Raw genomic sequence first — 20,832 nt, 5'->3', positions numbered from 1 at the left:
TTCGGGCGCTCGTGGCGCCAGAAGCCCCCGCCGTTCGGGAAGGGAGGCCGGATACGGCTCAGTACACCGGCTTGGCCGGCTCGATCTGGTTGACCCAGCCGATCACGCCACCGCCGACGTGCACCGCGTCCGAGAAGCCCGCGGACTTCAGTACCGCGAGGACTTCCGCACTCCGGACACCCGTCTTGCAGTGCAGGACGATCTTCTTGTCCTGCGGGAGGCTCTCCAGGGCGGTGCCCATGAGGAACTCGTTCTTCGGGATCAGCCGGGCGCCCGGGATGGAGACGATCTCGTACTCGTTCGGCTCTCGGACGTCGATGATGTCGATGCTCTCGCCGTCGTCGATCCACTCCTTGAGCTGCTTGGGAGTGATCGTGGAGTCGGCGGCCGCCGCCTGGGCCTCCTCGGACACGACGCCGCAGAAGGCCTCGTAGTCGATGAGCTCGGTGACGGTCGGGTTCTCGCCGCAGACCGCGCAGTTCGGGTCCTTGCGGACCTTGACCTGGCGGTACTGCATCTCCAGGGCGTCGTAGATCATCAGTCGGCCGACCAGCGGGTCGCCGATGCCGGCGAGGAGCTTGATGGCCTCATTGACCTGGATGGAGCCGATGGACGCGCACAGCACGCCCAGGACGCCGCCCTCCGCGCAGGAGGGGACCATGCCGGGGGGCGGGGGCTCCGGGTACAGGCAGCGGTAGCAGGGGCCGTGCTCGGACCAGAAGACGGACGCCTGGCCGTCGAAGCGGTAGATCGAGCCCCACACGTACGGCTTGTTCAGCAGCACGCAGGCGTCGTTGACCAGGTAGCGGGTCGCGAAGTTGTCCGTGCCGTCGACGATCAGGTCGTACTGGCTGAAGATGTCCATCACGTTGTCGGCCTCGAGCCGCTCCTCGTGAAGGATCACGTTCACGTACGGGTTGATGCCCTTGACGCTGTCACGCGCGGACTCGGCCTTGGGCCGGCCGATGTCGGCCTGGCTGTGAATGATCTGGCGCTGCAGGTTCGACTCGTCGACCTCGTCGAACTCCACGATGCCGAGGGTGCCGACGCCCGCGGCGGCCAGGTACATCAGCGCCGGCGAGCCCAGGCCGCCGGCGCCCACACACAGCACCTTGGCGTTCTTCAGCCGCTTCTGCCCGTCCATCCCCACGTCGGGGATGATCAGGTGGCGGGAGTACCTGCGGACCTCGTCTACGGTGAGCTCGGAAGCCGGCTCGACCAGGGGTGGCAGCGACACGGGGACTCCGTTGGTCGGTCGATCACTACGGTTGTTCTCCCCGTAACAGTGCCATGCCCTTTTTCATTCCGAGACACCTGTTCCGACACGCGAGACGAATTCGTCCCAGTAGCCGGGCATGGCCTCCCAGGGGTCGGTGCGGCCGCCCCGGTCCGTGTGGTCGGTGATCCATACCGTCGCGGCGCCCTGCCGGTGTGCGATGCGCAGTGCCTCGGTCAGGTGGGGGCGGGGCACGCCGTGGACGAAGTGGCAGAAGCGCTCGGGAGAGTGGTCGGTGGTCCACTCGGCCACCTGCGACCAGCGGTAGTCGCTCCAGGGCCCGGAGAAGGTGACCAGCTGGTCGGCGAGCTCGACGTAGCCGGGATGCGGATGGATGCCGTGGCCGAGGACGATGTGGGCAGCATCACGGATCACGCGGAGCGTGGCGACCGTGCGGCGGATCTCGGGCAGCCCGGCGTGATCGGAGGGGCAGCGCTCCAGAAGGAAGCCGTCGACCTGGTACCAGTCGACGAACCGGTGGGCGTCCGAGATCAGCTCACCGAAGTTGCGGGTGCCGTAGCGGGTGTCGAGGTGGCCGAGGACACGGATGCCCGCGTTGCGAAGGCGGCCGGCCGCCGCCAGGCAGTGCGGGTCGGGACGCATGCCGGGACCGTCGTCCACGTTGAGGACCACCCAGTGCAGCGGGGTGCCGGGGCGGGTCAGCTCGCCCCATTCGGTGGGGGCGAGGAGGGGGTGCGCATAGCCGGGGACTCCGACGCCGGGGCGCAGTTCCGTGCCGGCGCCGTGCCGCCGGGATCTGGTCAGATGCGGCACGCCGCCTCCATCCAGATGTCGGCGAGGGACTCCTCCAGTCCGATCCGGGGGCGCCAGCCCAGCCGGTCGCGCGCGGTGCGCACGTCGGCCTGCTGCCAGCTGCCGCAGCCGTCCGGGTACGGGTACGCGACGGGGGGCGCGTGGTCCGGGTCGGGGCGGGGGTGGCCGATGGCCTGGCGAAGGGCGCCGGGCGGACCGTCGAGTTCGTGGAGGGCGCCGCCGTATCCGGCGACGCGGGCGAGGACCGCGGCGGCATCACGCAGGCGCACGGCGCGGCCGGAGCCGATGTTGATGACGCCCTGCGCCGCGGAGAGCGAGGCGGCATGGACGGCACGGGCCACGTCACGGACGTCCACGAAGTCGCGCTGGGCGCCGAGACCGCCGAGTTTCAGCTCGCCGTCGCCGGACTGCATGGCACGGCGCATGGCCTCGGCGAGGCGGCCCAGCGGGGAACCCGCGGGGGTGCCGGGTCCGGCCGGTGAGAAGACGCGCAGGACGACGGCGTCCAGACCGGATCCGAGGACCAGTTCGGTGGCGGCGAGTTTGCTGACGCCGTACGGGCCGCCGGGCCGGGGCACCGCGTCCTCGGCGGTGGAGGAGCCGGGCTGGCTCGGGCCGTACTCCGCGCTGCAGCCGATCTGCACCAGCCGGGCGCCGCAGCCGCTGCGGCGCAGGGCCTCGCAGACGGTGGCGACGGCGACGGTGTTGTGGCGGGTGAGTTCGCGGGCCCCGCCGCGGGTGGCGCCGGCGCAGTTGATGACGACACCCGGGTGCACGGCGTCGAGGAAGCGGGTGAGGGCACCGGGGCTGCCGGAGGCGAGGTCGAAGCGGACGTCGGCGTCGTCACCGCGGCCGAGGGCGGTGAGCTGAACGGCCGGGTCGGCGAGCAGGCGGTCGGCGACGAAGCGCCCGATGTAACCGTTGGCTCCGATCAGCAGGACTCTCATCGCGTGGCTCCCGGGGTCGCCGGGGTTCCTGGGTGGGTGATCATGCGGGTGCTCCTCGAGGTGAAAAGGAAGGCAGGTAAGGAACGGGAACGGTCTGCGGCCGCAGGGCCTACGACGGTCGTGGTCACCCGGCGGGCTCCGACGGTGCGTGCGCCGAGGCCCGGGTGAGCTTGCGGACCGTGTGGACCAGGAGGGCCAGGGCCGCCGCTGTGCAGGCGAGGGCGGGGACGCTGCCGGCGCCCCCGGCGGTGACCAGCGTTTCGACGGGGACGGCCAGGAAGCCGAGCCCGGGGAGGCGGGAGGCGAAGACGGTGGCGAGGGCGGCCGCCTCCGCCGTGGCCGCCGCGGCGAGGACCACGGCGGGGGCGTAGGTGAAGCCGTGCGTGATGAGGAGGCGGGCCAGGAACAGCAGGGCGCCCAGGGCGAGGACTTGGATGTAGGCCGCGGGCTCCCCGAGGGCTGCCGAGCAGAGAGTCAGGAGGCCCGCCAAGGCACCCAGGAACAAGGCGAACGTGCCGAGCAGGAGGGGGCGTACGGCGGCGGCGAAGTCCTCCAGGCCACGGCTGGACGCGAGCCTGCGGCGGGCACGCACGGTGAGGAGATGCGCGGTCCAGGCGGCGGGCGCGCAGGCCAGAGCGAGGGCCAGGACCGGCGTGGCCGTGAGGGGCCAGGGGCCACCGGGCGAGCCGGTGGGCAGGGCGTCGGGGCCGCCGGCGAGGGCGTTGCGGAGCAGGCCGTCCCCCAGGAGGGAGTAGGCGACGAGCCAGAGGGTCCATGGGGTGGTCCTGCCGGAGGCTGCGCCGGGTCGCGGCCCGGGCCGGTCCGGGCCGGTCCTGCTCAGGGGGCCCCGGCGCAGTGCCGCGCGGAGTGCCAGGGCCACGGCGAGGGCGCCGGCCACACCCGCGAACAGGCGCGACTGTCCTCGGGTGAGCTGGAGCGCGGCCACGGCGGCTGCGCACAGCGCACCGGGCAGGAGGGTCAGGAAGACCCGGTCGACACGCACCCGGGGTGGGGCTGCGGTCGTGGGCAGGGGGGTGTCGCCGTCCCGTGAGACCCGTGCGTACATCTCCTCCGCGAGGGAGAAGACGTCGCGGTGACGGAAGCGGGCGGCGGTCCGCTCGGTGATGCCGTGTGCCTCCAGACCCGCGGCGATCTCCAAGGGGTCGACCGCACGCTCGCACAGCTCACGGTGACGGTGCATCAGCGCCTTGACCGGGTCGCCGGCGCCTCGGCGCGTGGTGGACGCCTTGCGGTCGACGGCCGTCTCCCGACTCGCGGGCCCGTTGCCCTCTGCGGCGGGCTCCCCCGCCCCGGACGTCTCGCGCGAGGCCGTTTCCCGCGAGGCTGCCGGCCTCCGGCTTCCGGGCACCTTGCCTTCGGCGACCGCTTCCGGCGCAGTGGAGCCCCGTTCGTCCAAGTCGCTCATCACGCACCCTCCGGGGTGGGGACGGGGGTGGTGGCGCGCACGGGCCCGCCCGCCGCCCACCCGGGGCCGCTGCGGGCGGCGAGGCGGGGTGATGCGGCGGACCAGTGGACGGGGACGTGGGCCTCGGCGGGAACCGCGAACGGCAGCGGTGCCCCCTCCCCGTCGAGGAGGACACGGCGGACGGGCGCGCGCGAGACGATCTCCAGGTAAATGCCGTGAAATGCCTCGACGTTCTGCTCGACGGTGAACAGTTCGAGCGCGCGGGCACGGGCGGCGGCGCCCAGGCGCGCACGGCGCTGCGGGTCGCGCAGCAGCGCCACGCACGCCTCCGCGAGCGCCTGCGGATTGCGCGGCGGTACGACGAGTCCCGTGCCACCGATGACCTCCACGACCGCGCCGACGTCCGTGGACACCGTCGCGCTCCCGCAGAACATCGCCTCGACGAGGCCGACGGGAAAGCCCTCGACCACGCTGGACAGGACGGTCACGGCGCCCGAGGCGTAGGCGTCTGCGGCGACCGGGAGTTCCGGGCCGCCGATCTCCTCGAAGGAGACCGGATTGTCACCGGCGACGTGTGGGCCCTCGGCCTCGTCGGGGAAGAGCTGGGCGGCCAGGGTCCTGCAGTGACCGAGGTAGGCCGCACCCTCGGGGCCGGCGGGGGTGCCCACGATGCGCAGGCGGGTCCTCGGCTGCTGCTTGCGTACCTCCGCGAAGGCGTGCAGCAGCGAGACCAGGTCCTTGGCGGGCTCGACGCGGCCGACCCAGACGATCGTGTCCGCATCCGCGTGATCCGGCGACTCGCCCACCTCGGCGAAGGGCCGTGCGTCCATGCCGGGGTAGACCGTGCGGAGCTTGCCGCGGTCGGCGCCGCAGCGCTCCTGCCAGCGGCGGGTGTGGGTGTTGCCGGCGGTGACGAACTCGGCCCGCGCGTAGGCCTCGGCGGTGAGGCGGCCCTGGAAGGCAGCCACCAGGGACCGTTCGGCGGGTGGGGCGTCGGGAGCGGTGAGGTAGTGCGTCCGCAGGCGTACGCCGTACTCGGTCACCATCAGGGGAACGCCGGTGAAGTGCCGGGCGAGCAGGCCGGGCAGGGCCGCCGCGCCGCCGGACGCGGCGTGGCAGAGGTCGACCGCGCCGAGTCCGTCGTCCTCGTACCAGTCGAGGGAGAGGGGGCGCAGGGCGCGTTCCAGGTGCGCGGCGACGGCGAGCAGATCCGGTACGCGCGCCTCGCGCGCCGCCCGGTGGGCGCCGGGCGCGCGACAGGCGCGTTCCAGGGTGCGCACGGCGGCCTCCGACCGGAGGGCTCCGGCCAGTCCGCCAACCTCGCGGGCGAGTTCGGCGAGCCCGTACAGAGCGGTGGCGAAACGGTCCGCCTCAGCGGTCGGCGTACCTCCACCGGACGCTTCAGCGGCAGGGGAGGCTCCCCCGGGGCCGTCGCACAGTACGGCGGCCAGCTCAGCGAAGTACTCGGTGAACCGCCGGCGTGCGCGGCGCCCGAGCACCACCTCGTCGTCCTCGGCCATCCACAGGGACGCGGTGCGCACCCTGCGGACGTTCGGCGACAGCGGGACCCAGCCCTCGTCCTCCTGATGCTCGCTGCGGCTGAGCGCGTAGACGTCGAACTCGTGCTGGGCAAGTCCGCGCACCAGCCGGTCGCACCAGAGCCTGGCGTCACCGCTCACATACGGATACCCATCCTCCGTAAGCAGTCCGATGCGCACGAGTGCACCCCCGATCTCCCGTATGGGGAGCCGCCGTTGTCCGGCGGCTCGCAGCGGGACGAACGTATGCGGACAAGGCGGTGGTGCGACGGACGGTTGTCCGTCGCACCACCAAAAGGGGTGAACGGTCGTAACTTTCCCGTGCAGGTCGCGTTCTGTCGCGCTAGGAGATCAACCGGACACAGATCGTCATGCCGCCGCCAACTCCCTTCTCCGCGCCCGCCGTCGCGCCGCGGCCTCCGGGTCCAGCGCCGGTACGGCGGCGAGCAGCTGCCTGGTGTAGGGGTCGCGCGGCGACTCGTACACCTCCTCCACGGGCCCTTCCTCGACGATCCGGCCGCGTCTCATCACGGCGACCCGGTCGCTGACCTGGCGGACGACGGCCAGGTCGTGCGCGACGAAGACCAGGGCGAGCCCGAGTTCGCGCTGCAACTCCCCCAGCAGGTCGACCACATGCGCCTGGGTGGTGACGTCGAGGGCCGAGACCGGCTCGTCGCAGACGATGACCCGCGGGTCGGCCGCGAGCGCCCGGGCGATGCCGACGCGCTGGCGCTGCCCGCCGCTGAACTCGTGCGGGTAGCGGTCGTGGTGTGCCGCTTCGAGCCCCACGCGCTCCAGCAGTTCACTCACGCGCTCCCGGATGCGCTCCTCGTGACGCTCACCCCGTGCGCGCAGCGGGTCGGCGATGGACTCGCCCACACTGCGGCGGGGGTTGAGGGAGGAGACCGGGTCCTGGAAGACCACCTGCACGGCCGGGTTCACCCCGGTGTGCGGGCGGCCTTCGAAGCGCAGGGATCCGGCCTTCGGCTCCAGCAGCCCGACGAGCATGCGCCCGAGGGTCGTCTTGCCGCTGCCGCTCTCACCGACGATCCCGAGCGTCTCGCCGCGGCGCAGGGTCAGCGACACGTCGTCCACGGCCGTGACCGCCCGTTTCCCACGCCCGAACCCGCGCGTCAGGCCGGTCGCCTCCAGGACGACCTCCTCGGGGGCCGCCGAGACCTTGCGCGGCGCGTCCAGCCGGGGAACCGCGGCGAGCAGTTCCCGGGTGTACGGCTGGGCCGGGGAGCCCAGCACGTCGGCGACCGGGCCGTGCTCGACCGCCCTGCCGTGCCGCATCACCAGCACCTCGTCGACGCTCTCGGCGGCGACGCCCACGTCGTGCGTGACGAGCAGCAGACCCATGCCGGTCTCCTCGCGCAGGGTGTGCAGCAGGTCGAGGACCTGGGCCTGGATGGTCACGTCGAGGGCGGTCGTCGGCTCGTCGGCGATCAGCAGCCGGGGCTCGCACGCGAGCGCCATGGCGATCAGGGCGCGCTGGCGCATGCCGCCGCTGAACTCGTGCGGCCGGGACCGGGACCGCCGGGCCGCGTCCGGGATGCCCACCCGGTCGAGGACCTGCACGGCACGCGCGCGTGCCGCCCGACGGGTCGCGCGCGCGTGCACCCGGTGCACCTCGGCGATCTGGTCGCCGATCGCGTGATACGGGTCGAGGGAGGACAGCGGGTCCTGGAACACCATGGCGGCCGATCCGCCGCGCAGTCGCCGCAGTTCCTCGTCGGAGGCGCGCTGCACGTCGGTGCCGGCCACCTCGACCGTGCCCTCGACCCGCGCGCCGGTGCCGCGGTGCAGGCCGAGCAGCGCGGACGCCACCGTCGACTTGCCGGAGCCGGACTCGCCGACCAGGGCCAGGGCGGCGCCCTCCTCCAGGCGGAAGGAGAGGCCGTCTACGGCACGCAGCGCGCCGAACTCCACGCGCAGACCCGTCACGTCGACCAGGCTCATGTCAGCACCACCCGTCGGTCGGCCACCGCGTACAGGACGTCCGCGACGGCGTTGGCGAGGACCACGAAGAATCCGATGACCAGGACCATGCCGACCACGACCGGCAGATCGACGACCTTGACGGCATGGACGAGTTCCTGTCCGATGCCGGGCAGACCGAACAGCGTCTCGGTGAGCACCGCGCCGCCGATGGCGGAGCCGACGTTGTTGGCGTTGAGCGCGATGACCGGGGCGAACGCACCGCGCAGCGCGTGCCGTCCGACGATCGACCGTTCGCCGACGCCGTAGGCGCGGAAGGTGCGGATGTGGTCCTCGGCGAGCGTCTCCAGCATCGAGGCCCGGGTGAGCCGGGCGAACGCGGCGGCCTCGATGAGGGCGAGCGACAGCCAGGGCAGCAGCAGGTTCCACGCCCACTGCTCGGGGTCGTCGGTGAGGGCGACGTACTGCGGGAAGGGCAGCAGCCGCAGTTCACCGCAGACGACGATCATCAGGACCAGGCCGATGACGAAGACCGGGGTGGCCGTGCCGGCGAGGGTGAGGCCGGTCAGCACCCGCTCGGAGAACCGGCCGCGCCGCCAGGCGGAGAGCACGCCCGTGCCGACCCCGAGGATCAGCCACAGCGCCATCGCGCCGGCCACCAGGGACAGGCTCACCGGGAGTTTCGCCCAGATCAGCTGCGTGATCTGCTGGTCGCTCTGGTACGACAGACCGAGGCAGGGCGCGGAGCAGTGCTGGACGGAGGTGCCGGTCGAGTAGTCCTGGTCGGCGACGAGGCCCTGGAGGAAGTGCCCGTAGCGCACGAACAACGGGTCGTCGAGATTCAGCTGCCGGGCCACCTGGTGCACCTGTTCCGGTGAGCAGCGCGGGCCGCAGGTGATCTGGGCGACGTTGCCGGGGGTGGCGTAGAAGACGACGTAGACGATCACGGAGATGGCGAGCAGGGTGGCCACGGCGGCGACGGTGCGGCGCAGGACGAAACCGGTGAACCCGTTCATGCCGTGCCTCCCTCGGCCGCCTTCGTCTCCCGCCTGCGTCCCGTCCCGACGCGCAGCCGGGAGGCCGCGCGCGGGTCGAGGGCGGTGCGGACCCCGTCGCCGAGGACCGTGAGGGCGAGCACTGTGACGAACAGGGCGCCCGCGGGCAGCAGCAGGTACTGCGGGGCGGCCTGGTACCAGACGTCGGCGGCGGTGAGCATCTGTCCCCAGGAGGGCGTCGGCGGCTTCACGCCCACGCCGAGGAAGGAGAGCGCGGCCTCGACGGTGATGTTCGTCGGGACGAGCAACGCGGCGTAGGTGATGACGGGTGCGGCGATGCCGGGCAGGAGTTCGCGGCGGGCGATGCTCCAGGTGCCCCAGCCGCTGAGCCGGGCCGCGGAGACGTGGTCGAGTTCCTTGAGGGTGAGAGTCTGCGCGCGCACGATCCGGGCGATGTTGCCCCACCCGATCAGGCCGATGACGAGCGCGACGAGCACGGGTCGCGGGAAGCTCGAGGGCACGATCGCGAGCAGCGCCAGCGACATGATCATGAGCGGCATGGCGACGATGACGTCCGTGAACCGGCTCAGCAGTTGATCGATCCATCGTCTGCCGAGCGCGGCCGCGACACCCAGGGTGATGCCGATGGTGACCTGCACGAGGGTCGCGGCCAGGGCGACGCCCAGCGACACGCGCGCGCCGTACACCAGCCGTGCGAACAGGTCCCGGCCGGTCTGGGGTTCGACGCCGAACCAGTGGTCGGCGCTCGCTCCGCCGAGGGGCCCGACGGGCACGCCGCCGCGCGCGGAGTCCACGAGGGAGGGGTGGTAGGTGGTCGGGTCCTGGCCCTCGACGGCGGTGAGGAGCGGTGCGGCGAGCGCGACCAGGACGAGCAGCGCGACGATTCCCGCCGCGACGAGGGCGGCCCGCTGCGCGCGCAGCCGCCGCCAGAACTGGTGGGCCCCCGAGGCGGCCGGGACTGCGGTGTCCGTCCGGGCCGCCTCGGTGGCGAGAAGTGCCTCACTCACGGCGTCACTTCACCGCGACCTGCGAGATGTCCAGCACACCGGTCCAGTCGCTGATCACGACGTTCCTGACGTCCTTGCCGACCAGTCGCTTGTAAACGGGGTGGAACAGCGGCACCGTCAGCGCCTTCTCCCCGATCTTCTGATCCAGTGCACCCCACCTCTTGGCGGCCTGGTCAAGATCCGTCAACTTGTTGATCGCGTCGATCTCTTCATTGACCGACTTGTCGTTCAGCCGGCCCGTGTTGAAGTTGGCGCCGTCCTCGACGATCTGCCGGCCGTCGAAGATCGGGGCGAGGAACGGACCGCCGGAGGGCCAGTCGGCACCCCAGTGGGCGAGGAAGAAGCCGGGCTCGGACTGCACGTCGTGGATCTTGTCGGAGTAGTCGTTCTCCTCCAGCCCCCGCAGCTCGACCGTGATGCCGGCCCTCTTGAGCGCGTCCTGGACGGCGGTGGCGATCTCGGGGCTGGTCTCGAAGTCCTTGGCGTTGGAGTGCGTCAGCGTGACGGTGAGGCCCTTCGCGTAGCCGGCCTCCTGGAGCAGTTCCTTCGCCTTGGCCGGGTCGCCGGCCCTGCCCGCGGGGAAGTGGTCGTAGGGCGTGTACCCGAAGGACTTCTGGTCCGGCAGGAAGGTGGTGGCGGGCTCGGCCAGCGCGGACCCGCCCGCGGCGTTGACCACGGACGACCGGTCGATGGCGTACGAGATCGCCTGCCGCACCCTGGCGTCGTCGAACGGCTTGGCCCTCGGGTTGAACGCGAGGTAGTTGGTGTAGCCGAAGTGCCCGGTGCCGACGCGCGAGGCGAGGTCCTTGTCGCCGGTGACCTTGGCCAGTTCGGCCGGGCCGAGGTTGGTGTCCGTGGTGACCGCGGCGGCGTCCGCTCCCTGGGACGCGGACAGCCGCTGGTTGATCACGGACGAGTCGAGCCCGGACCGCACGTCGATCCTGTCCGGGTAGGCCCTGCGCTCGGCGTCGGTCGCGGCGGACCAGTGCGGGTTGCGCTCCAGGACCAGCCGCTCACCGTCGTTGTCGTTCCGCACGACCTTGTACGGCCCGGAGGAGACCGGGTGCTCCTCGTACTCGGTGCCGGTGTCCTTGCTCTTCGGGACGGGCGCGAACTGCGTCTGCGTGGCGAGGTAGGGGAACTCGCCCTCGGGCTTGTTCAGATGGAAGACGATGGTCCGCTCGTCCGGCGTCTCGATCGCGTCGAGCCCCTTCTCGTCCTTGTACGGGCCCTGGTAGTCGGCGGCCCCGGTCAGCCAGTCCCGCAGGTAAGGCGCGCCGCCCGACAGCTCGGGAGCGAAGGAGCGCTCGATGCCGTACTTGATGTCGGCCGAGGTGATCGGAGTGCCGTCCTCGTACGTCAGCCCCTTCTTCAGGGTGTACGTCCACACGGTCGCGTCCTTGTTGGGACGCCCGGTGTCGGTGGCGAGGTCGGGGACGACCTTCGCGCCGGCGGCGCCGTTCTCGCGGTTGCGGGTGGTGAGGGTACGGAAGACCAGGGACGGGACGTTGCCGCCGCCCGAGGTGTACAGACGGGCCGGGTCGAAGTCCTGCTGGGGGTTGGCGTTCAGGACCGTGAGGGTGCCGCCCTTGTGGGGCGTGGAGTCGCCGCCGGCAGCCTTGGCATCGTTGTCCTTCGGCCCGCAGGCGGCGGCACCCGCTGCCAGGACCAGGCTGACGGATGCCGCGGCCGCGCGGCGCGCTGTGACGGACGGTTGGCGCATCGGAATGACGACCTCTCGGAAGGCGCCCCGGACCACGATTTCTCGTATCGCGAGACGAAAAGACGAAGGGTGAGACGGAAGAAGACAGACGTCTGCCCGGCGCCGAGTCGTCGGGAAAGCCGTGACGGGTCACGGAGAGAGTGAGCGACGCGCGCCGGGGGCGGGCGTCAGCAACAGTGAACGTCGGCCACGCAGAGCGGGGTCACGCCGATGAGCGCCAGCTCGATGGCGGCGCGTGCGGAGACGTGACGGGGCGACATGCTCAGAAATATGATCGAACTTCCCGAGCATGTCAACGCGAGCCGCGCCACATCCCGTGGGACGCCTGTCAACTCCCGGGGTAAGCCCAGGCGTTGGGACGACAGCGGATGCCGTCGTGGTCGAGGAACTTGGTCTGCTGCTGCATGACCGGGGCCAGGTCGCCGTCCTTGTCGCAGGTGACGTGGTTGTAGCCGAGGCGGTGACCGACCTCGTGGTTGATCAGCATCTGCCGGTAGGCGTGGATCTTGCTGTCGCCGTAGGTCTCCGAGCCCTGCGCCCACCGGTAGGCGTTGATCATCACGCGCTCGGTCGCGGCCGAGTCGCAGGAGACGTTGTCCTCGGTGGTGTCCAGACCCGACTTGGCACACCAGTCGGCGGTCGTGCCGGGGCTGGCGAGGGTGATCACGAAGTCGGGCTTGCCGGAGTAGATGCGCTCGAAGGTGCGCGCGCCGTTGTGGGCCCAGCTGCGCTGGTCGTTGAGGGTCTTCTGCACGGCCTCGGCGAACAGCGCGCCGTCCAGTCCGAGCCCCTGCTCCACGTCCACGCGGTAGGTGAACTTCTGCCCGGCGCCCGGCGCCTTGGCGATGCCGGGGACGGCGTCGAACGTCCCGGAGCCCTTGAGGGTGGCGCCGAGCGGGTACGTCCTGCTCATCTTCTCGTCGTACGTCAGCGGCACGGCTTCGGGCGCGGGCGCCCTGTCGTCCGCGCGTGACGCGGGGCCGCGGATGTCGCGGGCCTGGTCGGTGGCGGACTGCGACTGCACGCCGGCGCCGCCGCCGGTGTCGTCGGTGACCTGCCCGGCGACGACGACGGCCAGCACGGTGGTGACGGCCGCGGCCGCGATGCCGGTGAAGGTACGGCCCTTGCCGCCCTTGCCCGGCGCGGGCGTGCCGGTGGGCCCCGCGTCGTCGTGGCCGGACCCGGAGTCGGCGGGGGTGCCGACGCTCCAGTCCGAGACGGAGGCATAGGCGTCCGCGGCGTGCGCGGAGGCGGGCGTGCGGGGCGCGAAGACGTCGTCCTCCTCGTCGACGAAGGCGTCGATGTAGTCCTGCCGCGGCCCGGGCACGGATGCCCGGCGCTGCCGCGGTATGGGCACAGCGACCCCGGCGGTCCCCCGGCCGTCCTCCCTCAACTCACCCCAGCCGCCCCCGGCCTCCCGCTGCTCGGGGTGCCCGCCACGCGCGTGCGGGAAGCCGTGCGCCGGTGTGCCGTCGGGGTGCCGGCCGTCGGGCAGGCGTGGCGAGCCGTGCGGCGGTGTCCCCTGGGCGGGCGCGGGCCGCGGCCCCGGCACCCGGCGCGGGGCCTGCGGCGGCCAGTCGCCCTGCGGGACACCGGGCGGTGCAATCCCGGCACCCCGGCCGGAGTCCGCCGCGTGGCCCTGGCCCGGCCTCGGGCCCTTCGCGGGTTCGGCCCGGCCGTCCCGTGCTGCGGTCGTGTCCGCGGTGTCGCCCTTGACGACCGGTCCGCGGCGGCTGTGGCGTCCCACGTCGCGCCTCAGCCCCCCATGCTCTCGTCCGCACCCGATGCGCCGACGGCGTCGCCCCCGGTGTCCGTCCGGCCGGCCCGCCTCGCCCGCCGCGTGCCCGACTCGCCTGCCTCGTCGAGGAGTTCACGAAAAGCCGTGGCCACGGTCTCCGGGTACTCCATCATCGCCACATGGCCGGCATCGGGCAATGTCACGAGCCGGGAGTCACGGAAGGCGCGGGCCGCCTTCTGGGCCATGCGGAAGCCGACGAGCTGGTCACGGCCGCCGTAGACGAGCAGGGTGGGTGCGAGGACCCGTTCCGCCTGGCGCCACAGCCCCTGCTGTCCGCCCAGCGTGTAGGCGTTGACGATCCCGCGCGCCGAGCGCGCCATCGCGTCCCAGAAGTACGGCAGCCGCTGCCGCCGCTCCATCTCCTGCACCGCGTTGCGGAACCCTTCCGCCGACACCCGCCCGGGATCCCCGTAACAAAGCGCCATCACGCCGCGGACCCGCTGCTCCGCCGTCCACCCGCGGGTGAGCCGGGTGAAGAGCAGGGCGACGCCCGGCACCGCCAGCAGCCCCGTGGGCACGGCGGTGCGCTGCACTCGGATTTCCGGCAGAGCAGGCGACACAAGCGTGAGCGTACGGACCAAGTCGGGCCGAACCGCGGCGACACGGGTGGTGATGGCGCCACCGAGCGAGTTCCCGAACAGGTGCACGGGGCCGCGCCCGGAGGCGTCGAGGTAACGGATGACCGCGCGCGCGTGGGCCGTGACGGAGTAGTTGCCGTCGTCCGGGGGCGGGGAGTCGCCGAAGCCGGGCAGGTCGAGGGCCTCGCCGTCGACGGTGCCGTCCAGCAGGGCCATCAGCGCCGACCAGTTCTGCGAGGAGCCGCCGAGCCCGTGCACGTACAACGCGGGCGGCAGTCCTTCGCGTGCCGGCGGCCGGGACCTCATCGTGAGCGTGACACCGGGCAGCTCGACCGACCTCAGCCGCTCGCCCTCCGCGACCCGGACGGTCCCCACCTTCGGCAGCACATTGGCGGGCGGCACGAACGGCAGCTCGGTCGAAGACATGCGGCAATGTTACGAGACGATCACGCAGTGACTCATGTGTTCGCCTGTGTTCGCCGTCACAGGAATCGGACGGTTGAGCCCCCGGCGGAGTCGGCACCCGGGCACGGACGGGTAGCAGTCAATGGGATCAGCACTGCGTCACATCCCGGACGCGGATCGCATGGCGTCCGGATCGGGTGTCTCCTAGGCTCGTACAGAGGGCACCCGCGTGTGGCCCCTGCATCCCCAGGGACGTTCGTAGGAAGGGAGCCCAGCATGGCCGTAGACCCCACCGACCCGGAGACGTTCGAGGCCGAGGACGCGCCGGAGGTGCAGGAGTTCGACGTCGAGGCGCCCGAGGTCGACGCGGCCGAGCAGCAGGCGGACCTCGCGCCGGACCGCGACGACCCGCTGACCGGCGTCGACCCGGACCGGGCCAACGAGGCGGACCTCGTGGAGCAGGCCCGGATCGTCTCGCTCGACGAGGACGACTACCGGTGACGCTCGCCGCCGACGGGCGCCGAGCTGCTCCACCGGACGGGAAAGGGGCGGATTTTTGCCCGCTCTGACCGTGTTTGAAACCTTCGCAACCGCTTTCGCATCCGTCCGGTCCGTGAAATTCTGCGCTCTCACCGCGCACACCACGGTTACCGAAAAGTACGATGGCGACGCGGCCAGATCCGCACGTGGACGACTATGGGAGGCGGCGTGACAGCCATCGAGCAGACAGAGGCGGTTCGCCCGCGGGGCACACGCCTGCCGCGCCGTGCCCGACGGAACCAGCTCCTGGGTGCCGCCCAGGAGGTCTTCGTGGCCCAGGGCTATCACGCGGCGGCGATGGACGACATCGCCGAGCGGGCCGGCGTCAGCAAGCCGGTGCTGTACCAGCACTTCCCGGGCAAGCTCGACCTCTACCTCGCGCTGCTGGACCAGCACTGCGAGTCGCTCATCCAGGCCGTGCGCAACGCGCTCGCGTCGACGACCGACAACAAGCAGCGCGTCCGGGCGACCATGGACGCCTACTTCGCGTACGTCGAGGACGACGGCGGCGCCTTCCGTCTGGTCTTCGAGTCGGACCTGACCAACGAGCCCGCCGTGCGCGAGCGCGTGGACAAGGTCACCAACGAGTGCGCGGAGGCGATCTGTGACGTGATCGCCGAGGACACCGGCCTGTCGCGCGCGGAGTCGATGCTGCTCGCCTCGGGCATGGGTGGCCTCGCCCAGGTGGTGGCGCGGTCCTGGCTGCACAGCGACCGCAGTGTGCCGCGCGACCAGGCGGTGCAGCTGCTCACCTCACTGGCCTGGCGCGGCATCGCGGGCTTCCCGCTGCACGGCATGGACCAGCCGCAGCACTGACGACATCACCACGGACAGCACTTTGTTCCCGCCCGATGTTCGCTCGTGGCGTTCTCGGGCGGAGCATGTACGTCCCCTCACCGGGCTAATGTGTGCTGCGTACGGCGCGGAAGGTCGCGCACATCACTGACCGTCGGAGGGACATAGCCGTGGAGGTCAAGATCGGCGTGCAGCACGCGCCCCGCGAGATCGTTCTGGAGAGCGGTCAGACCGCCGAGGAGGTCGAGCGCGTGGTCGCCGAGGCACTGGCCGGGAAGTCGCAGCTGCTGAGCCTCGTGGACGAGCACGGCCGCAAGCTCCTCGTCCCGGCCGACCGTCTCGCCTACGTCGAGATCGGTGAGCCGGCCCCGCGCAAGGTGGGTTTCGGCGCGCTGTAGGCGCACGCGTGGAGCGGGGCGGGACGGCTGTCGGCCGTACCCGCCCCGTTTGCGTCGCCCTCCCGCGGACACCCCTTCCGCGTGGCCCTCGGCGTCCTCGCCCGCGCTCCGCGTGGGCATCGCCGCCCCTTGCCCTCGGCTTCCCCTTGCGGCGCACCGGTTGCTCCACGGATGGAGCACAAGTCGCCCATAGGGGTGGATTGGATTTCGCAGGTCAGGGGTAAGACGGGCTACGACCGATTTGGGCAGGCCGGCCACGTGGGAGGGACCCCGACATGCTGCTGGAAGCATTGAGCTCCGCGATCCTCGGCCTGGCTCTGGCATGGGCGGCCGCACACCGCCTGCCACACCGTCTCCCGGCCCGCTCTTTGGTGCTGTCGACCGGAATCGCCGGCGCCCTCTTCGGTGCCTTCGTCATGCACAGCGCGCTGGACGCCGGGCATGTCCTGCTCGTCCTGCTCGGCGCGGCGATCGTCTCGGTGGCCTCGCTGTCGCTGCTGCTGCGCCCCGCGGGAAGACTGCGCCGCCGTTCGGCGACCGCGTGACGGGTCGCCGATGGTGGCGCTTCTGAGGATGCGGGTCGGCCGAAGGACCTAGGCGGCCAGTCCCAGGGCGGCCATCCGTTTGGTGTGGGCCTCGGTGATCCGGGAGAACATCTTGCCGACCTCGGCGAGGTCGAAGCCGTCCGCGACCCCGCCCACCAGCATGGTCGACAGCGCGTCGCGGTCGGCGACCACCCGCTGGGACTGCGACAGGGCCTCACCCATCAGCCGCCGCGCCCACAGCGCGAGCCGCCCGCCCACGCGCGGATCGGCGTCGATCGCGGCCCGTACCTTCTCCACGGCGAAGCCGCCGTGTCCCGTGTCGTCGAGCACGGCCAGCACCAGGTCGCGGGAGTCGGAGTCCAGCCGGGCGGCGACCTCCCGGTAGAAGTCGCTGGCGATGGAGTCGCCCACGTAGGCCTTGACGAGGCCCTCCAGCCAGTCCGAGGGAGCCGTCTGCTTGTGGAAGCCGTCGTATGCGGCGACGAACGGCTCCATCGCCCGCGTCGGCTCCTCCCCGATCTCGGCGAGCCGGTCGCGCAGCCTCTCGAAGTGGTGGAACTCCGCCGACGCCATCTTCGCCAGCTCCGCCTTGTCCGCCAGCGTCGGCGCCAGTTTGGCGTCCTCCGCGAGCCGCTCGAACGCCGCCAGCTCCCCGTAGGCGAGCGCACCGAGCAGGTCCACGACCGCGGCGCGGTACTGGGGATCGGCGGAGGCCGTCGCCCAGTCCCGGGCGGCGACTGAGGCGGATTCGGCGGCGGCGGTGTCCGAGGCGTTGTCAGGCTTGTCAGAGCTCGTCATGAAGCGCACAATAACCCGCTTGCCGGGGGGCGTAAGGCCCTGGTCAATCACTGTGACGACGACTACGTGACCGAATCGGCCATCGCATGTGCGCGATTCCAGGGTATGGTGGTAATGCGCCTGCTGGTACGTCGACGTACCTCGACAGGCCGCACGTATGAGGATGCCCGGTCGGTGGCCCGATCGGCTCCGACCCGACAGCCCTCCCCGGCCGTCCGCCACAGTGCGTACGAGACCCGGAGGGGGACACCCTCAGCGGCACGAGCGCTAGAGCGTCGGCGCGGTCCCGTGCTCTACGGCCCGCCCGTAGGCAGCCGACGTCCCCGGCACGGTCTGACACGACCCCGCGCTCGCCTCGCGCCGCCCACACAGAAGAGGCAGCACCCTGACTACGTTCCGAGAGCTCGGAATCCTCCCCGAGACCGCCGAGGCCCTGGAAGCCGTCGGCATCACCGCTCCGTTCCCCATCCAGGAGATGACGCTCCCGGTGGCCCTGTCGGGCACGGACGTCATCGGCCAGGCCAAGACCGGCACCGGCAAGACGCTCGGCTTCGGCCTCCCGCTCCTCGAGCGCGTCACCGTCCCCGCCGACGTCGAGGCCGGGCGCGCCGCTCCCGAGGCCCTCACCGAGGCCCCGCAGGCGCTCGTCGTCGTTCCCACGCGCGAGCTGTGCACGCAGGTCACCAACGACCTGCTCACCGCGGGCAAGGTGCGCAACGTACGCGTTCTCGCCATCTACGGCGGCCGGGCCTACGAGCCCCAGGTCGAGGCCTTGAAGAAGGGCGTCGACGTGGTCGTCGGCACCCCGGGCCGGCTCCTCGACCTCGCCGGTCAGAAGAAGCTGAACCTGAAGCACGTCAAGTGCCTGGTCCTCGACGAGGCCGACGAGATGCTCGACCTGGGCTTCCTGCCCGACGTCGAGAAGATCATCAACATGCTGCCGGTGCGCCGTCAGACGATGCTGTTCTCGGCCACCATGCCGGGCGCGGTCATCGGCCTGGCCCGCCGCTACATGTCACAGCCCACGCACATCCGGGCCACGGCTCCGGACGACGCGGGCGCGACGGTCGCGAACACCAAGCAGTTCATCTACCGCGCGCACAACATGGACAAGCCCGAGATGGTCGCGCGCATCCTCCAGGCCGAGGGCCGGGGACTGGCCATGGTCTTCTGCCGCACCAAGCGCACGGCGGCCGACCTCGCCGACCAGCTGAAGCAGCGCGGCTTCGCCTCCGGCGCGGTCCACGGAGACCTCGGCCAGGGCGCCCGTGAGCAGGCGCTGCGCGCGTTCCGCAACGGCAAGGTGGACGTGCTCGTCTGCACCGACGTCGCCGCCCGCGGTATCGACGTCGAGGGTGTCACGCACGTCATCAACTACCAGTCGCCTGAAGAGGAGAAGACGTACCTGCACCGCATCGGCCGTACGGGCCGGGCGGGCGCGAAGGGTACGGCGATCACCCTGGTCGACTGGGACGACATCCCGCGCTGGCAGCTGATCAACAAGGCGCTGGAGCTCGGCTTCAACGACCCGCCGGAGACGTACTCCACCTCTCCCCACCTGTTCTCCGACCTCGGCATCCCCGAGGGCACGAAGGGCATCCTGCCGCGCTCGGAACGCACCCGCGCCGGGCTGGACGCGGAGGAGCTGGAGGACCTGGGCGAGCCGGGCGGCCGCGGGCCGCGCGGGCGCGGCGGCCGAGGTGGCCGTGGCGACCGGGACGAGTCCCGTTCGGCCGACCGCGAGCGTTCGTCGCGTACGCCGCGTCGCCGCCGCCGTACGCGCGGCGGGGCCACCGTGGACGGGGCTCCCGAGTCCGTCGGCACCACCGCCCCGGACGCCACGGAGACCGGCGCCGCCGAGGCGGACGCCGTGACGGCTCCGCGCACCCCGCGTCGCCGCCGCCGGACCCGCGGCGGGGCGCCGTCGCAGGCGGCTCCGGTCGCGGCGGTCGAGTCGCCCGCGCCTGAGCAGGCGGAGAACGCCGTCGCGACGGCGGAGGGCACGGTCGCGGAGGCCGCCGAGGCGGCCGCGAAGCCGCGCCGACGCCGTACGCGCCGGGCGGAGACCCCGGCGGCAGGGACCCCGGTGGTGGAGGCGGAGGCCGCGGTGACGCCGTCGGCCACGGAGCCGGCGGTCGTCGCCGAGACTCCGGCCGTCGTGGATGCCGCGCAGCCCGACGCCGCCGCCAAGCCCCGTCGCCGTACCCGCAAGGCCACGGCGGCGTCCGCGGCCGAGGCGGCACTCGACACGGCCGAAGGCACCACCGAGTCCGCGCCGGAGCCGACCGAGACGAAGCCGCGGCGCACCCGCAAGGCGGCTGCGGCCGCGGTCGCGGAGACCACCGACGAGGCGGCCGAGGCCAAGCCGCGCCGCACCCGTAAGGCCGCTGCGAAGGCGGAGGCCGGTGTCGACACCGCCGAGGGCACCGAAGCCAAGCCGCGCCGCACCCGTAAGGCGGCCGCGGCCGCGGAGAGCGTCACGGACACCGCCGAAGCCGCCGAAACCAAGCCCAGGCGGACGCGCAAGGCGACGGCCGCGGCCGAAGCCGCCGTCGACACGGCGGAGGCCGCCGAGGCCAAGCCGCGCCGCCGCACCCGCAAGGCCGCCGAGACGGCCGAGACCGCGGACGTGGCCGAGGTTGCCGAGGTGGCGGAGACCAAGCCTCGCCGGACGCGGAAGACCGCCGCAGCGGCCGAGGCCGCGGTCGACACCGCCGAGGGCACGGAGGCCAAGCCGCGCCGCCGCACCCGCAAGGCCGCCGAGACCGCCCCGACCGTCGCCGGGATCCCGGCCCAGACGGCTCAGGAGCCGGAGGCCGTCGAGGCCAAGCCCCGGCGGACGCGGAAGACCGCTGCCGCCCTCCCGGACACGGAGGCAGGGGCGGAGGTGGCGGAGGCCAAGCCGCGCCGCACGCGCAAGACGGCAACCGCGACCCCGGACGCGGAGGCCGCCGAGGCCAAGCCGCGCCGGACGCGGAAGACCGCCGCAGCGGCCGAGACCGCGGTCGACACCGCCGAGGGCACGGAGGCCAAGCCGCGCCGCCGCACCCGCAAGGCCGCGGAGCCGACGGAGATCCCCGCGCAGGCGGATCAGGAGCAGGAGCCCGCCAAGCCGCGCCGCACCCGCAAGGCCACGGCAGCGACGGCTGCCGCCGCCGAGGACACGGCGGAGGCGAAGCCCAGGGCGCGCCGCACGCGCAAGGCCACGGCCACCGCGGAGCCCACGGAGGGCTGACACACCCCTCCATGACGGCCCGGACCCCACACGGGGGCCGGGCCGTCGGCGTCTCACCCGGACAACAAGGCCTCACCCAACGAGCCATCGCC

Annotated in this window: 18 protein-coding genes; 5 read left to right on the top strand and 13 right to left on the bottom strand. The window is 72.4% G+C overall.

Going from position 1 to position 20,832, the window contains the following annotated elements; genetic code table 11:
• Nucleotides 1-58: 58 nt before the first annotated feature.
• The 12 genes from moeZ to ACIQU3_RS18125 all read right to left on the bottom strand — a co-directional run bounded on the left by moeZ (nt 59) and on the right by ACIQU3_RS18125 (nt 14,450).
• Nucleotides 59-1,237 carry an adenylyltransferase/sulfurtransferase MoeZ gene (gene moeZ, locus ACIQU3_RS18180; RefSeq protein WP_361301661.1) on the bottom strand — a complete coding sequence of 393 codons (1,179 nt, stop codon included), beginning with the start codon at nt 1,235-1,237 and terminating at the stop codon, nt 59-61.
• Nucleotides 1,238-1,300: 63 nt separating this feature from the next.
• On the bottom strand, nt 1,301-2,050 hold the full coding sequence (locus ACIQU3_RS18175; RefSeq protein WP_403740482.1) for a spherulation-specific family 4 protein: 750 nt from the start codon (nt 2,048-2,050) through the stop codon (nt 1,301-1,303).
• Nucleotides 2,038-2,997, bottom strand: coding sequence for an NAD-dependent epimerase/dehydratase family protein (locus ACIQU3_RS18170; protein WP_403740478.1), 960 nt, complete (start codon nt 2,995-2,997; stop codon nt 2,038-2,040). Before ACIQU3_RS18170 ends, ACIQU3_RS18175 begins: the two co-directional genes overlap by 13 nt.
• 124 nt (nt 2,998-3,121) lie before the next feature.
• The gene (locus ACIQU3_RS18165) at nt 3,122-4,423 is read right to left on the bottom strand and encodes a hypothetical protein (protein WP_403926236.1); all 1,302 of its coding nucleotides are present in this window, start codon (nt 4,421-4,423) and stop codon (nt 3,122-3,124) included.
• Complete coding sequence (locus ACIQU3_RS18160) at nt 4,423-6,141, bottom strand: DUF3492 domain-containing protein (RefSeq protein WP_403926234.1); 1,719 nt, start codon at nt 6,139-6,141, stop codon at nt 4,423-4,425. Before ACIQU3_RS18160 ends, ACIQU3_RS18165 begins: the two co-directional genes overlap by 1 nt.
• A 189-nt stretch (nt 6,142-6,330) precedes the next feature.
• Entirely contained in the window at nt 6,331-7,923 is a 1,593-nt protein-coding gene (locus ACIQU3_RS18155) for a dipeptide ABC transporter ATP-binding protein (protein ID WP_403926231.1), read from the bottom strand.
• The gene (locus ACIQU3_RS18150) at nt 7,920-8,918 is read right to left on the bottom strand and encodes an ABC transporter permease (protein WP_403926228.1); all 999 of its coding nucleotides are present in this window, start codon (nt 8,916-8,918) and stop codon (nt 7,920-7,922) included. The genes ACIQU3_RS18155 and ACIQU3_RS18150 overlap by 4 nt, the downstream gene beginning before the upstream one ends.
• Nucleotides 8,915-9,925 carry an ABC transporter permease gene (locus ACIQU3_RS18145; RefSeq protein ID WP_403926225.1) on the bottom strand — a complete coding sequence of 337 codons (1,011 nt, stop codon included), beginning with the start codon at nt 9,923-9,925 and terminating at the stop codon, nt 8,915-8,917. Before ACIQU3_RS18145 ends, ACIQU3_RS18150 begins: the two co-directional genes overlap by 4 nt.
• A 4-nt stretch (nt 9,926-9,929) precedes the next feature.
• The gene (locus ACIQU3_RS18140; protein ID WP_403926222.1) at nt 9,930-11,648 is read right to left on the bottom strand and encodes an ABC transporter substrate-binding protein; all 1,719 of its coding nucleotides are present in this window, start codon (nt 11,646-11,648) and stop codon (nt 9,930-9,932) included.
• Nucleotides 11,649-11,815: 167 nt separating this feature from the next.
• On the bottom strand, nt 11,816-11,908 hold the full coding sequence (locus ACIQU3_RS18135) for an Ms4533A family Cys-rich leader peptide (RefSeq protein WP_403725523.1): 93 nt from the start codon (nt 11,906-11,908) through the stop codon (nt 11,816-11,818).
• 68 nt (nt 11,909-11,976) lie between these two features.
• On the bottom strand, nt 11,977-13,395 hold the full coding sequence (locus tag ACIQU3_RS18130; RefSeq protein WP_403926219.1) for a DUF3152 domain-containing protein: 1,419 nt from the start codon (nt 13,393-13,395) through the stop codon (nt 11,977-11,979).
• Nucleotides 13,396-13,403: 8 nt separating this feature from the next.
• On the bottom strand, nt 13,404-14,450 hold the full coding sequence (locus tag ACIQU3_RS18125; RefSeq protein WP_403926216.1) for an alpha/beta fold hydrolase: 1,047 nt from the start codon (nt 14,448-14,450) through the stop codon (nt 13,404-13,406).
• Nucleotides 14,451-14,705: 255 nt separating this feature from the next.
• Here ACIQU3_RS18125 and ACIQU3_RS18120 point away from each other — a divergent pair, with 255 nt between their 5' ends.
• From ACIQU3_RS18120 to ACIQU3_RS18105, 4 genes are all read left to right on the top strand, one after another.
• Nucleotides 14,706-14,930 carry a hypothetical protein gene (locus tag ACIQU3_RS18120; RefSeq protein WP_403725511.1) on the top strand — a complete coding sequence of 75 codons (225 nt, stop codon included), beginning with the start codon at nt 14,706-14,708 and terminating at the stop codon, nt 14,928-14,930.
• A gap of 207 nt (nt 14,931-15,137) precedes the next feature.
• On the top strand, nt 15,138-15,785 hold the full coding sequence (locus ACIQU3_RS18115) for a TetR/AcrR family transcriptional regulator (protein ID WP_351627601.1): 648 nt from the start codon (nt 15,138-15,140) through the stop codon (nt 15,783-15,785).
• 149 nt (nt 15,786-15,934) lie between these two features.
• Nucleotides 15,935-16,162 (top strand): DUF3107 domain-containing protein, encoded by a 228-nt coding sequence (locus tag ACIQU3_RS18110; protein WP_030854792.1) that lies wholly within the window; start codon nt 15,935-15,937, stop codon nt 16,160-16,162.
• Nucleotides 16,163-16,437: 275 nt separating this feature from the next.
• Entirely contained in the window at nt 16,438-16,707 is a 270-nt protein-coding gene (locus ACIQU3_RS18105) for a hypothetical protein (protein ID WP_403725507.1), read from the top strand.
• A 48-nt stretch (nt 16,708-16,755) separates the two neighbouring features.
• Here the strand turns inward: ACIQU3_RS18105 and ACIQU3_RS18100 are convergent, their stop codons facing one another.
• Nucleotides 16,756-17,505: a ferritin-like domain-containing protein gene (locus tag ACIQU3_RS18100; RefSeq protein ID WP_403725504.1), complete on the bottom strand. Its 750-nt coding sequence runs from the start codon at nt 17,503-17,505 to the stop codon at nt 16,756-16,758.
• Between the two features lie 475 nt (nt 17,506-17,980).
• On the opposite strand from ACIQU3_RS18100, the gene ACIQU3_RS18095 reads away from it, so the two are divergent.
• Nucleotides 17,981-20,740 (top strand): DEAD/DEAH box helicase, encoded by a 2,760-nt coding sequence (locus ACIQU3_RS18095; RefSeq protein ID WP_403926213.1) that lies wholly within the window; start codon nt 17,981-17,983, stop codon nt 20,738-20,740.
• Nucleotides 20,741-20,832: the final 92 nt, after the last annotated feature.

The sequence above is a fragment of the Streptomyces sp. NPDC101110 genome, from assembly GCF_044759525.1.
Lineage (GTDB): Bacteria > Actinomycetota > Actinomycetes > Streptomycetales > Streptomycetaceae > Streptomyces.
The sequence above is the reverse complement of the archived record's forward strand: the minus strand, read 5'-3'. Positions and strand labels throughout refer to the sequence as shown.